General features: G+C 70.5%; 6 protein-coding genes. 2 read left to right on the top strand and 4 right to left on the bottom strand.

Annotated elements, in window-relative coordinates:
* Positions 1–26: 26 nt before the first annotated feature.
* Entirely contained in the window at positions 27–524 is a 498-nt protein-coding gene (locus PZB77_RS02460) for a MarR family transcriptional regulator (protein ID WP_275490851.1), read from the top strand.
* A gap of 192 nt (positions 525–716) precedes the next feature.
* On the opposite strand, the gene PZB77_RS02455 is transcribed toward PZB77_RS02460, so the two are convergent.
* A complete protein-coding gene (locus PZB77_RS02455; RefSeq protein WP_275490850.1) occupies positions 717–3068 on the bottom strand; it encodes an AbfB domain-containing protein in 2352 nt (783 codons plus the stop codon).
* 105 nt (positions 3069–3173) lie between these two features.
* Positions 3174–5624 (bottom strand): RICIN domain-containing protein, encoded by a 2451-nt coding sequence (locus tag PZB77_RS02450; protein WP_275490849.1) that lies wholly within the window; start codon positions 5622–5624, stop codon positions 3174–3176.
* A gap of 327 nt (positions 5625–5951) precedes the next feature.
* On the opposite strand from PZB77_RS02450, the gene PZB77_RS02445 reads away from it, so the two are divergent.
* Positions 5952–6959 (top strand): phosphotransferase, encoded by a 1008-nt coding sequence (locus PZB77_RS02445; protein ID WP_275490848.1) that lies wholly within the window; start codon positions 5952–5954, stop codon positions 6957–6959.
* Positions 6960–6965: 6 nt separating this feature from the next.
* Here PZB77_RS02445 and PZB77_RS02440 read toward each other — a convergent pair whose 3' ends face one another.
* Entirely contained in the window at positions 6966–8531 is a 1566-nt protein-coding gene (locus tag PZB77_RS02440; RefSeq protein WP_275490847.1) for an MFS transporter, read from the bottom strand.
* An 892-nt stretch (positions 8532–9423) separates the two neighbouring features.
* On the bottom strand, positions 9424–13269 hold the full coding sequence (locus PZB77_RS02435; RefSeq protein ID WP_275490846.1) for a GH92 family glycosyl hydrolase: 3846 nt from the start codon (positions 13267–13269) through the stop codon (positions 9424–9426).
* Between the last annotated feature and the right edge of the window lie 208 nt (positions 13270–13477).

Genomic DNA, 13477 nt, shown 5'->3' with positions numbered 1-13477 from the left:
GTCACCGGATACAGAGGGGAACCGTCATGACGCCCGACGTCGAGGTCACGTCCGCGGTCCCCGTCGAGATCGCCACCTCGGCGGGCGACATCGTCGAACTGCTCGACGTGCTGTGGGAGCGCACCCGTGACAGAGGATGGGCCTCGCCCGCCTCCCTGGCGCAGCTCCGTCTGATGTACGCCGTCGACCGCGAGGACGGCATCAGGATGCGGGCGCTCGGCGTCGCCCTGAACGTCTCGGCCCCCTCGCTCAGCCGGCTCTGCGACCGCCTGCAGACGGTGGGCTTCGTCGTGCGCAAACCCAGTCCGGACAGCAAGCGTGAGGTGACGCTGAGCCTGACCGAGGAGGGGCACGCCCACCTCGCCGAGGTGCGCAGGAAGCGCGGCGAGGTGCTCACCGGGGCCATCGACAGCATGCCCGCCGGCCAGCGCGCCGGGCTGGCCCAGGGGCTCACCGGACTGCGGGCCGCCCTGGTCGCGCCGCCGGTGCTCACCGGACCCGTCGTCCGGGGCCCGGCGGTCTGACCGGGCTGCCGTCCGGTCCTCCGGGGGACGACACGCCGCCTTCCACGGTCCGGCCCGGGAGCGGCCGGGGCCGGACGCTTCCCCAGCGGTACCCACCACGCAGCCCCCGGCACCGCCCGGTGCCGGTGGCCGGCCCGCCGGAGGGATTCCGACGGACCGGCCACCACGCCGACGGGGCCCGCTGGGGTCAGGTCACGGCGCCCAGGGCGCGTCCACCGACCACGTGGTGTCCTCGGTGAAGGCGGCCGCGTTGTCCCACGCGTTCCCCCCTCCGGGAGTGGCCAGCCACACCTCGGAGTTGATGTGACGCATGAAGCTGCCGGGCAGGTTGACGCTCGACAGGCGCACCCCGCCGGTCCCCGCGACCGCGCACCAGGTGGCATCGGCCCTGAAGAGGGCCGAGCCGTCGCTCGCGTCCCGCCGGACCCGGAAGTTCTGGTGCCGGAGGTACTGACCCGGGTAGTTGCGGGACTCGAACGAGTAGCAGGTGGTGTTGGCCAGTCCGGCGACCACCTTCCACGTGGCGTCGCTCTTCAGCAGCGCCGTGCTGGTGGCGTCGACGACCGCCGTGTACGCGAGCCCCTCCGAGTGGCGCAGGTACTTCGTGGTGTGGCCCGGTGTGGTGACCCGCAGCGACTTGTAGCCGCCGGTGGGCAGCGTCACCGCCGTCGTCCCCGCCTTCGACGCCGCGATGAGGGCCTGGTTGGCGGCCTTCACCCGTGCGGTGTCCACCTTGACCACCTGCCGGTCGTAGGTGAGGAGGCCGTTGGCCTCGTTCTCCACGTCGGTGATCTCGGTGTAGACCGAGGCCGAGAGACCGGCGGGCAGCGAGCTGACCCGGATGCTGTCGATCAGCCCCACGAAGCGGTTGTTCAGGGCCGACACGCTCGCCTGGTCCTCGTAGCTGAAGCCGCCGCCCGGATACCACTCGTGGCCCGGGACCTTGTACCCGAGCCCGCCGAACTCGCCGAGCACGGCGGCCCGGGTCGAGCTGGGCGCGGTGTTGCCGGGGCCGACGTAGTTGTGGTTGTCGACCACGTCGCCGTTGCCGCCGTCCACGGCCCCGCAGCAGTTGACCCCGCTCATGTTGTCGACCAGCCGGGACGGGTCGTACGCCTTGACGTCGTCGGCGATCCGGGCCTGGTCGTACTGGCCCCAGCCCTCGTTCTCGTTCACCCACAGCACCAGTGACGGCGAGCTGCGGTGCTGGTCGATGATCGCGTGGTATTCGGCCTCCCACTGGGTCCGCGCCGCGCTGTCCGGGGTCTTGCCGGTGTCCATCGCGGGCATGTCCTGCCAGACCAGGAGCCCCAGCCTGTCCGCCCAGTAGAACCAGCGCTGCGGCTCCACCTTGATGTGCTTGCGGACCATGTTGAACCCGAGGTCCTTGTGGGCCTGGAGGTCCGACCTGAGCGCCGCGTCGGTCGGCGCGGTGTAGATGCCGTCCGGCCAGTAGCCCTGGTCCAGCGTGCCGGTCTGGAAGACAAACTTCCCGTTGAGGACCGGCCGCAGCACGTTGTCCACCTTGGCGATGGCGATGGACCGCATCCCGGTGTAACCGCTCACCGTGTCGGTGACCGCCGTGCCGTCGAGCAACTCCGTCCGCACGTCGTACAGGAAGGGGTCCTCGGGCGTCCACAGGTGTGCGTTGGGCACCGGTACGGACACCTGCGCGCCGACGGTACCGGTCGCCGTGCCCACCGTCGTGCCCCCCGTGGAGACGGTGACCCGGGCGCTGCGGCCCGCGGCGCCCGCCGCCTGGACCTTCACCCGCAGGGTGCTGTCGGCCAGGTTCGGCGTCATGTCCAGCCGGGTGACGTGCGCGGCGGCGACCGGCTCCAGCCAGACGGTCTGCCAGATGCCCGACGCGGCGGTGTAGAAGATGCCGCCGCCCGCATGCGGGGCGACGTCGTTGATCCGCTGCTTCCCGACCGCCTGGCCGCCGGTCTGCGTCGGGTCGTAGACGGAGACCACCACCGTGTTCGTCCCGCCGTTCAGCTGCGGGGTGATGTCGTACGAGAAGGCGTCGTACCCGCCCTTGTGCGCGCCCACCTGGGTGCCGTTGACCCAGACCGCGGTCTGCCAGTCGGAGGCGCCGAAGTTGAGCTGGACCCGCCGGCCGCTCCAGTTCGACGGCACGGTGAACGTCCGCTGGTACCAGAGCTTGTCGTTCTCGGTGATCTTGCGCTTGATGCCGGAGAGGGCGGACTCCGCCACGAACGGCACCCGGATCTGCTCGGTGAAGGACGCGGGCCGGTCGGCGTCCTTGCCGGTCACCGCGAAGTCCCAGATGCCGTTCAGGTTGGACCAGTCCGGGCGGGTCAGCTGCGGCCGCGGGTACTCGGGCAACGGCTGGTCCACGGAGACCTGGTTGGTCCACGGCGTCGTCATGGGCGCCGTCTTCGGCGACCAGGCGGTGACCGCGGCGGCGGCCGGAGCCGTACCGGCCCCGACGAGCGCGCCGGCCAGCAGGGCCAGCAGACCGGTGCCCGCGGTCAGTCTTCGCCACCAGGTCCGGCGGCGCGGTACGGGTGCGGACTTCATCCTGAGACCTCCTTCACAGGGGGCTCCGCGCCCGGGGCCGGCGCGCGGAGTGGTGCGGGGGAGCCACGGGCGGTGTCCGGGGACACCGCCCGGCACGGCGGCTCGTCAGAGCAGCCGCCAGAGGTGGTCGTCGGTGCCGTTGTCGGCGAACTGGACGACGTGGGCGCTGTCGGCGAGGGACATCAGATCCACCCCGAGCACCTTGTCCGAGTGCCGGTTGCGGATGCGGTACCAGCCCTCGCCGTTCGGCACGAGCTGCCAGAGGTGGTCGTCGGTGTCGCTGTCGTCGTACTGGACGACGTGGGCGCTGTCGGCCGTCGACATCCGATCGACGCCGAGCACCTTGCCCGAGTGCTGGTTGCGTATGCGGTACCAGCCGTCGCCGTTGGCGACCAGCCGCCAGAGGTGGTCGTCGGTGCCGGTGTCGCCGAACTGCACCACATGGGCACTGTTCGCGGTCGACATCCCGTCCACCCCGAGCACCTTTCCCGAGTTCCTGTTGGCGATCCGGTACCAGCGGTCCGCCAGCCAGGGCGTCCCGTCCGGCCCGGTCGTCGGGAAGGAGGTGATCCGCAGCCGGGCCGCCCCCATCGGGACGAGGGTGACCTCCTCGACCGGCTCGGTGCTGCGCGCCGGGCTCCGCTGGAGCGGCGCCACCACGTGCTCGTCGTCCGCGCTCCACTCGGGGATGCGGCGGGCGCGGGCGGTCAGGGTGAGCGGGGTGCCCGCCAGGGTGAAGGGGTTGGCGGCGGTCTCCGCGCGGACTCCGCGGGGCCGGGGGGCCGCGGTGAGCCTGGGCAGGACGCCGTCCAGCACGAGGCCGTAGTTCCACGGAGTGGTGGCGTGGACCGCGTACTCAGGGAACTGGTCGGTGCCGCCGATGCGTTCGTACTCCTCGCCGATGCGGAGCGAATAGGTGAGCGGACCGCGGTCGACGCTCACCGACCCTTGGTTGTCCGCCCAGGTGCGCACGGTGGTGCGCTGCGGGAGGCGCAGGGTGACCCGGTCGCCGTTCTTCCAGGTGCGGTCGACCCGCGTGAAGGCGGGCCCGGCCGGGGCCGTGACGCGCTGCCCGTTGACCCGGATCTCCGGCTCGGCGCACCAGGCCGGGACACGCAGCACCAGGGGGAACTTCAGCGGCTTGGGGCTCTTGAGCGTGAGGGTGACCGTGTCGGTGAAGGGGTAGTCGGTCTCCTCGGTGATCGTGACCTGCGTACCGTCCGCGACCGCCGCCGTCACCTCGCACGCCGCGTACATCGCCGCCGCCAGACCGCCGTCGGGCGTGGCCAGCCACAGTTCTTCCAGGAAGTACGGCCAGCCCATGCCGTAGTTGTGCGGGCAGCAGCGGTACTGGTCCACTCCCGGGAGGTACGCCTGCATCGCGAAGGGGTTCTGGAACTGGCGGTCGCGCTTGGGCTCGTTGTCCAGATCGACACTGTTGGCGCTGGTGACGTAGTGGATCGCCTTCCCCGAGGGATCGAGTGAGGCGGGCAGCGAGTTGAACGCGAGGTCCTCGCAGCGGTCGGCCCAGAGCGGGTCACCGGTGATCCGGGTGAGCAACTGGTGGCTCGCCATGAACTCCACGATGCCGCAGGTCTCGAAGCCCTGCCGGGGATCGCCGTGCCCGGCACGGGCGTTCTCGTCGCCGGCGATCCCGCCGCCGGGGAACTGCCCGTACTGCTCCATCGCCTTGGCGTACGTCCCGTAGGTGTCCCGGGTGTCCTGCGCCGAGCCGCTGCGCAACGCGTACTGCGCGGGCTCGCGGAAGCCCTGCGCGATGTTGACGTTGTGCGGATTGACGAGGTTGTCACCCCAGTCGGCGCCGTTGCGGTGGATCGTGTCGGCGAGGTCGAGCAGGAAGGTGTCGCCGGTCCGGTTGAACAGCCAGAAGACACTGTCCAGCCCGTCGCCCCAACGCAGGGATATCCAACTGGTGTTGAAGGCCCCCGGTCCCTGAGCGTTCATGTAGCGGAAGAACCGGCTGAGGAATGGGATCACCCGGGTGTCACCGCTGTACTCCTGCCAGGAACGCAGCGCCTGGATCAGCGGGAGGAAGGGCCAGAAGTCCGGCCCGCCGTTGAGCGAGGTGCGCAGCGCGACGGGGCCGAAGAAGCCGTCCGCCTGCTGGGTCGTGAGGACCGCGTCCATCCAGCGCCGGACGGCGGCGAGCGCCTTCGCGTCGCCGGTGACGATCGCCAGATCGGTGTATCCCCGCAACCAGTACGGGACTTCCTCCCAGCCGCCCCGCTCGGTGTGGACCCAGCCGGAGGTGTCGAAGTCGAGGAAGTGCGAGAACTCCTCGTACCGCCCGCAGAGGCCGTCCAGTTGGAGCTGGAGCTGACCGGCGAGCCAGCCCCTGGCCTTGATCCGGCCGGGTGGCAGCCTCAGGAACGCGGTCGGGTGCAGCGGGGCGGCGTTCGGGGCGTAGTGGCCGCCGCGCGCCGCCGGCGCGGCGTGACCGGCCGCGGTCGCGGCGGTGGCCCAGCGGGCCGTCGCGGTGGTGGAGGCGGCGGTGACCACGGCGCTGGTCAGGAAGTTCCGGCGGTTCAGGGGCACGTGGAAGCTCCACTTCTGCTCTGCGACAGCCTCGCTCCGCGTCTGGTGCCGGGCAGTGCCCGGCGGATCGCGGCCGGGGCCGGGGCGCCCGGCGACCTGGATCCGCCGGACACCGCCCAGGGCTCCGGCGCATGGCGAAGGTGGCCGTCGCGTTCCGGTGCGGCGGTGCGACGCCTTCTATGCAACGTTGGAAAACTGATGTCGGCGGTATGACAGCACGCCGTCAAGCCGGTGTCCAGAGATCGCGCACCGGTTGGTGCGGGGGCGGCTTCGCCGTCCCGGGAAAACCGATGGATGCGGCGACGGGCACGGTGATGGGATGGGGCGATGGGATGCGAGGAGCCGGCGGCGGTGGACCGGGGCCGGTACCCGGATGCGGTGACGCCCTGGGAGGACGAGGAATGGCGGGAAACCGCCCTCGCCTGGGCGGAGCGCGAGGCGGCGGCCCACGGACTGCGTGCGGCCGGCCGGCGCACGGTGCGGCTGCGCCCGTGGTCCGTCCTGGTGCGGATCCCCGTCGGGGAACGGGGCGCCGTGTGGTTCAAGGCCGCACCACCCGGCGGCGCCTTCGAAGCGGGACTGGCCGAAGCCCTGGCGGACTGGATTCCCGGGCGCGTGCTGCGGCCGGTCGCCGTCCTGCCCGAGCGGGGATGGTCGCTGACCCCTGACGGAGGCCCGCTCTTCCGGGACGCTCTGGACCGCGGTGTCGCGGGCGTCCCCGACTGGGAGGAGATGCTGCGCCAGTACGCCCGGATGCAGCGCGCGTTGATTCCGTTCGCCGGGAGGATGGACGCACTCGGCGTCCCGGACGGGCGCGTCGCCGCCCTGCCGGAGACCTTCGACCGGTTGGTCGACGAGAACGCGGCGCTGGAAGGGGCCGATCGCAGGGAACTGCGGAGGCTCCGCCCCCGGCTGGCGCGGTGGTGCGCGGAGCTGGCGGACACCGGGATCCCCGATTCCCTCGACCATTCCGATCTGCACGACGGTCAGTCGTTCGTCCCGGAGCCGGGCCGTTTCCTCTTCTTCGACTGGGGCGACGCGGTGATCTCCCACCCCTTCTGCAGCTTCCTGGTTGCCGCGCGAGCGGCCCGTGCACGGTACGGAACCGGGGTGCTTCCCCGCCTCCGCGACGCCTACCTGGAGCCGTGGACGGGAACGGGCCCCACCGACGCCGAACTGCGGCGCGCCCTCACCCTGGCGTGGCGGCTCGGAACGATCGGCCGGGCCTGCTCCTGGGGCCGCCTCTTCCCCGGAGCCTGCGGCGGTGCGGGTCCCCCCGGAGAGGAGGAAGGTGCCCGCTGGCTGAGAGAACTCCTCACGGAGCCGCCCGTCTGAGGAGGCTCACCAGGCCGCGTCCTCGAAAGCCCGCGCGGGCACGGTCTCGTCCCCGGCGGCAGCGGGGGCGCGGACCGCGCGCAGGGCCACCAGGAGGACAGCCGCGGCGACGAGCCCCACGGACATGATCCAGACGGCGCCGACGTGCAGGGAGTGGACGAACGCGTCGTCGGCGGCGTACCCGAGTGCGGGCAGGTGGGACGTGGTGGCGACGTGCCGGGCCTGTTCGGCGGATACCCGCGCCTGGTCCCGCACCGGGTGGGGGACACCGTGCAGCGAGGGTTCGATCGCGCGCCGGTACACGATCGACATGATCGTGCCGCCGACGGCGATCCCGATCACGCTGCCGGTCTGGCGCACGGTGTTGGTGACGGCCGATCCGGCACCGGCGCGTTCCAGCGGCAGGGCGCTGATCAGCGCCGCGGTCACCGGACCGAGCACCATGCCGATGGACAGACCCTGGACCAGCAGCAGGACCTCGATCCCGGCGAGGGGAGTGCTCGGCCCGAAGAGTCCGTACGCGCCCATGGTCAGCGCCGCCACGGTGAGGGCCGACACGGCGACGCGCCCGAGCGACCAGCGGCGCACCAGCCGTGCGCCCGCGGGCGCCCCCAGGAGAGCCCCGAGCGCGGTCGGGAGCCCGGCCAGGCCCGCCTCGACGGGCGAATAGCCGCGGGCACCCTGCAGGTAGAACGCGTGGAAGAAGGTGATCGCGGAAATGGCGAAGAGAAGGAGTCCGAGGGCGAGGTTGCCGCCTCCGAACGCGCGCTGCGCGAGCAGCCTGGGGTCGAAGCCCGGCTCCTCGCTGCGCAGTTCGACCCGGACGAACACGGCCAGCAGGATCACTCCGACGACGATCGGCGCCCAGACGTCCGTACGGCCCCAGGACGTCACCTGTCCCGAGCGGATCAGTCCGTAGGCGAGCGCCGCGAGACCGCTGATCGACAGCAGCATTCCGGCCGGGTCCAGCGGTCGTACGACAGGGCTGCGGAAGTCCGGGACCAGCAGGACGACACCGATCAGCGCGAGGGCGACCACCGGCACGTTGACCAGGAAGACCGAACCCCACCAGAAGTGGCCGAGCAGCACGCCGGCGAGTACCGGGCCCACGGCCATGCCGACGCCGGCGGAGGTGGAGGAGACGGCGACGGCGGTCGACCGTGCCGGACCGGTGAAGGTCCACATGAGGATGGCCAGGTCGGCGGGCATGATCAGCGCGCTGCCGACGCCCATCGCGGCCCGGGCGGCGATCAGTTGCCCCGCGTCTCCCGCGAACGCCGCCCACACCGAGGACGCGGCGAAGACGACCAGGCCGGCGGCGAGCACGGTCCGGTGGCCGAAGCGGTCGCCCAGCGCTCCCGCGGTGAACATCAAGGTGGCGAAGGCCAGCGTGTACGAGCCGGTGGCCCACTGCAGCTCGGCCGGGCCGGCGTTCAGCCCGCGGACCGGGTCCGCGAGGGTCTCCAGGGCGGTGCTCAGGACGGTGTTGTCCAGCCAGATCAGCAGGGAACACACCATGAGAACGGCAAGGACCAATTGCTGCCTGGACTTCGACAAGGTGAAGGGGGTCATGAATTCCTTCGGGTGCGGTCCGGAAAAGCTGACGAGCGGACCGTAAGCAATGCGCGCGCGGGTGTCAATTCTCTGGCGGACGACCGAACTCAGTGCTGATCCGGAGTATCCGGGGGCATGGAGGCGGAGTTGTGTCAATTCTTCGCGAGGGGTCCCGGGCCGGGGATCCAGTGCACTTCCGAGGGCATACCGCTCAAGGTTCTGTCCATGGGCTGCCGGATGTTGACCTTGCGGTGATTCCGTGCCCCACCGGGCGTTCCGCTTTCTCCCTCCCGTGCCCCGTGCCGGACGGGGGCGGGGTGCGGCGCTGCTCGTCTGCTCCCGGAATTCATCGCTGCGGGTTTCCCCGGATGGTCGGGAGCGGCGGATCCCGGCTCTTTCGCCGTGGCGCTCCGGTGAGCCGCTCACCCATCTCCGCCCGCTCTTTCCGCACATCTGCCTAAGGGGCACGTCCGGAATGAGTCAGGGCTGCCGGTACGGAAATCTCCGGGAATTCCCCGCGGCGAAAGGGGATGGTCCCACGCGGTCTGTGGTCGAGTGAAAGCGACCGTCGTCAAGCGGTATTCGGCATTTCTCGCGTACGCATGGAACGGGGTTGTCCGGCCCGTCGCGCGACAGCTCTTCGGCTCACGTCGGCCGCGATGCCCGGCGTCGGCCGCGATGCCCGGCGTCGGCCGTGGTGCCCGGCGTCGGCCGTGGTGCCCGGCGTCGGCCGCGATGCCCGGCGTCGGCCGTGGGCCCCGATCGCGACCGCGTGCCCAGGTCGTGCTGCCGAAGCCCCGCCCTGGCGGCACCGGAACGCCGGCGGCCGGCACCCCGTACACGGGATGCCGGCCGCCGGCGTGGGATCACCGCACGGGTCCGGAGGCCGCCGCCCCCGGACCCGTACGGCTCAGGAGAGCAGCTCGATCTCGGCGAGGGTCGCCGCCCCGTCGAGCACCAGCCGGTACTGCTGGTAGTCGCCAGGCCGGGCGACCGAGAACACCCGGGTCTGCTGCGTGTGGGCGAAGGTCTGGCCGGACCGCTTGTCGAGGTCCTTCCAGGACTTGCCGTCCGAGGAGCCCTGGAGCACCCAGCCCTTCGGGGCCGCGCCGGACTTCGCCGACGTCAGGGTGTACTGCGCGGCCTTCGTCGCCTCGGCCACCGGCAGTTCGACCGCGGCGGTCTCGGCCGAGGTGGCGGAGGTGTCGTCGAACAGGGCGCCGTCACCCTTCAGCACGTCCTGCTTCGGCGCGGGCACCTTGTCGTCCTTGGTGAGGGAGACCGGCGCGGCGTTCTTGCCGGTGCCCCACGAGGAGGCCTTGGAACCCATGTCGAATTCGAGCACGCCACCCTTGGCGAGGAGGTCGTTCGGCAAAGTCGTGGAGGTCCACTTCTTGCCGTTGACCTTCAGGCCCTGGACGTAGATGTTCTTCGTGCTGTTCTTCGGCGCCTTCACCGTGAGGGTGCGGCCGTTCTCCAGGTGCACGGTGGCCTTGGTGAAGAGCGGCGAACCGACCGCGTACTCACCGCTGCCCATGACCAGCGGGTAGAAGCCGAGGGAGGAGAAGAGGAACCAGGCCGACTGCTCGCCGTTGTCCTCGTCGCCGTGGTAACCCTGGCCGATCTCGCTGCCCCCGTACAGGCGGCCCAGGACCTCGCGGACCTTCTCCTGCGTCTTGGACGGCTGGCCGGCGGCGTCGTACATGTAGGTCACGTGGTGCGCGACCTGGTTGCTGTGGCCGTACTGGCCCATGCGCACGTCGCGCGCCTCGGTCATCTCGTGGATGACACCGCCGTACGAGCCGGTGAACTCCTGACCGGCGGTCTCCGGGGTGGAGAAGTACGTGTCGAGCTTCTTGGCGAGGCCGTCCCGGCCGCCGTACAGGTTGGCGAGGCCCCGGGTGTCCTGCACCGCGGTGAAGGCGTAGCCCCAGCCGTCGGTCTCCGTGTAGTCGTAACCCCAGACGCGCGGGTCGTAACTCGCGGACGGGACGCGCCAGCTGCCGTCGGCGTTCTTGCCCTGGAAGAAGCCCGCCTCACCGTCGAAGAGCTTCACGAAGTTCTGCGCGCGGTTGAGGAAGTAGTCGGACTCCTCCTTGTAGCGCTTGTTCTTCGTCTTCGCGTAGAGCGCCTTGCCCATCTGACCGATGCCGTAGTCGTTGAGGTAGCCCTCCAGCGACCAGGAGAGTCCCTCGTGGGTCGAGGTGTCGGCGTAGCCGGTGAAGACCGAGGTCTCCATCCCCTTGCGGCCGACGCCCGAGGACGGCGGGACGACGGTGGCGTTCTTGAGGGCCGCCTCGTACGCCGCTTCGGCGTCGAAGTCGACGCCCTTGACGTACGCGTCCGCGAACGCCACGTCCGAGCTGGTGCCGGTCATCAGGTCCGAATAACCCGGGGACGACCAGCGGGAGATCCAGCCGCCGTCCTTGTACTGCTGCACGAACCCGTCGACCATCTCGCCGGCCTTCTTCGGCGTCAGGAAGGAGTACGCGGGCCACGTGGTGCGGTAGGTGTCCCAGAAACCGTTGTTGACGTAGACCTTGCCCTTGACGAGCTTCGCGCCGGTGTCGGTCGCGGTGTCCGTACCGGTCTTGGCGACGAACGGGCTGGCGTAGGTGCTCACGCCCTTGACCTGCTCGAAGCCGGAGTTCGGGTACAGGTACAGCCGGTACATGCTGGAGTACAGCGTGGTCAGCTGGTCCTCGGTGGCACCCTCGACCTCCACCTTGCCCAGGATGTCGTCCCAGGCGCGCTGGGCCTTCTTCCGCACCTTCTCGAAGGAGGTGGACGCCGGGATCTCCTGGGCGAGGTTGCTCTTCGCTTGGTCGACGCCGATCAGCGAGGTGGCGAGACGGAGCCCGACCTGCTTGTCCTTGCCCGCGTCGAACCGGAAGTAGCCGGTGACCTTGTCACCACCGCCACCGGTGAGCTTGCCGCTCGCGGTGACCTCGGAGTCGAAGACGCCGTACACGAACAGCCGGGTGGCGCCCGTGGACCCGCCGCTCTTCACGTCGGAGTAGCCGGTGAAGGAGCTGGTGGCCGGGTCCAGCGTCAGCCCGCCCAGGTTGTTGACATTGTCGAACACGATGCTCGCGTCCGCGCCGGGGTAGGTGAACCGCATGCGCGCCGCGTGGTCGGTCGGCGTCATCTCGGCCCTGAGGCCGTTCTCGAACTTCACGCCGTAGTACTGCGGGGTCGCCGTCTCGTTCTCGTGACGGAACGCCAGCGCACGGGCGGACCGCGACGCGTCCGGGGTGCCGGAGGCGACGGACGGCATCAGCTGGAACGTCTGCCGGTCGCCCATCCACGGGCTCGGCTCGTGGCTGGCGCTGAACGCCTGAAGGGTGGGCAGGTTGTCCGCGTTGTTGCCGCGCGCGTAGTCGTACAGCCAGTCCGTGGAACCGGCGTTGGTGACCGGGGTCCAGAAGTTGAAGCCCTCCGGCACGGCGGTCGCCGGAATGTTGTTGCCGCGCGAGAAACCGCCGCTGGAGTTGGTGCCGCGCGTCGTCAGCGCGTAGTCGGACAGGTGCGCCCTGGGCTTCGCGGGCGCCTTCGGGGCGATCGATATGTCGTCGAGCCAGCCCTGGAACTGCGAGGGACCGGTGGGGGAGTCGTACGCCACCAGGACCCGGTCGACCGTCTTGCCCGCGGCGACCGTGCCGATGTCCGAGGCGACCTTGTTCCACTGGTTGACGTACAGCCGCTTGGCGTCGGCCTGGCCCTGCGGGGTCAGCGCTCCGCCGTCGGTGTCGGTCGCGCCGAGCTTGCTCAGGTAGGTGCCGTCGGTGAAGGCGAGGTCCACCGAGACGTGCGTGGCCGGGTAGGCCAGGTCCGTCTTGGTCATCTGCGGGTAGACCAGGTACGACAGCTGTGTCGTACGGGTCACCGGCGTGTTGACGTCGAAGACCTTGTTGTACGAGTACGCGCGGCCCTTGTCCTGGTGGGTACCCGCGTAACGCAGCGCCTTGGTGCCGGTGAAACCCGCACCGGACTTCGCCGTCGGCGACCCTGACGGACCCTTGTCGACGACGGTGCGCATCTCGTCGGGCACCGGGGCGGAGGTGTCGCCGTCCGAGAACTGGACGTCGGCGAGCTGGATCGCGTCCGGGGCGCCGTGGTTCTTGGTGAACTCCAGGCGGAAGTGCGGGTACGCGGCCGGCTCGGCGATGTCGAAGGAGCGGGTCTGGAAGCGCTCGCCGAACGTCTGCCCGGTACGCGTGTCCAGCGTCGTCCACGTCTCGCCGTCGGCCGACCCCTTGAGGACCCAGTCCTCGGGGTCACGCTCGTCGTGGTCGTTGGCTGACGTCAGCGCGTACGTCGTCACCTTCGTGGACTCGCTGAGGTCGAACTCCACCCAGCCGGTGGACTTGAAGCCCAGCCACTTGGTGGCGGAGGAGACGTCGACCAGGTTCTCCTTGACTTCGCCGCCGCCGGTGTTCTCGTCGCTGGCGCGAAGGTCCGTCACCCGGTCGGTGACGTTGCCCGGGATGCCGCCGGCGAACCCGCCGTCGACGCCCTGGGAGAGGTCCTTGCCGTCCGGGCCGGTCTCCACGGTGCTGCGCCAGTCGGGCTGCTTCTGGTCGGCCTCGAAGGACGAGCTGAACGTCTGGTCGGCCGACGGCCGCCCGGAGCCGCTCTGCGGTACGGCGGCGAGTGAAGGGCCCGCTCCGACCAGTACGAGGGTCGCGGCGAGGGCGGCGACGCTGTGTCTCCGACGCGTACCCGCGTGGAAACGAAGATCAAGTGGTGGCTGCATACCGAGCCGTTCCTCCCCGGACGATGTTTGGACAACGTTGTCAAACTGGGATGCGGAGACCAGTAGGGAGGCTCGTGGGGTTGTGTGTCAAGGGTGTTGCGGAAGGGACGCGTGGCGAATCGGTGACATTCGGGGCAACTCGGCGTGCTGTCCGCAGGGGGACCGCCCGGCTCTCTCCGGCGGCCCCGTGCCGGCGTGATCCGACTGC

It is taken from the genome of Streptomyces sp. AM 2-1-1, from assembly GCF_029167645.1.
GTDB lineage: Bacteria > Actinomycetota > Actinomycetes > Streptomycetales > Streptomycetaceae > Streptomyces.
This window is presented reverse-complemented; position numbering and strand designations above follow the sequence as displayed.

Excerpts from the sequence above, each read along its gene's own strand:
- PZB77_RS02460 (WP_275490851.1), top strand. The coding sequence starts at position 27 with ATGACGCCCGACGTCGAGGTCACGTCCGCGGTCCCCGTCGAGATCGCC.
- PZB77_RS02455 (WP_275490850.1), bottom strand. The coding sequence starts at position 3,068 with ATGAAGTCCGCACCCGTACCGCGCCGCCGGACCTGGTGGCGAAGACTG.
- PZB77_RS02445 (WP_275490848.1), top strand. The coding sequence starts at position 5,952 with ATGGGATGCGAGGAGCCGGCGGCGGTGGACCGGGGCCGGTACCCGGAT.
- PZB77_RS02440 (WP_275490847.1), bottom strand. The coding sequence starts at position 8,531 with ATGACCCCCTTCACCTTGTCGAAGTCCAGGCAGCAATTGGTCCTTGCC.
- PZB77_RS02435 (WP_275490846.1), bottom strand. The coding sequence starts at position 13,269 with ATGCAGCCACCACTTGATCTTCGTTTCCACGCGGGTACGCGTCGGAGA.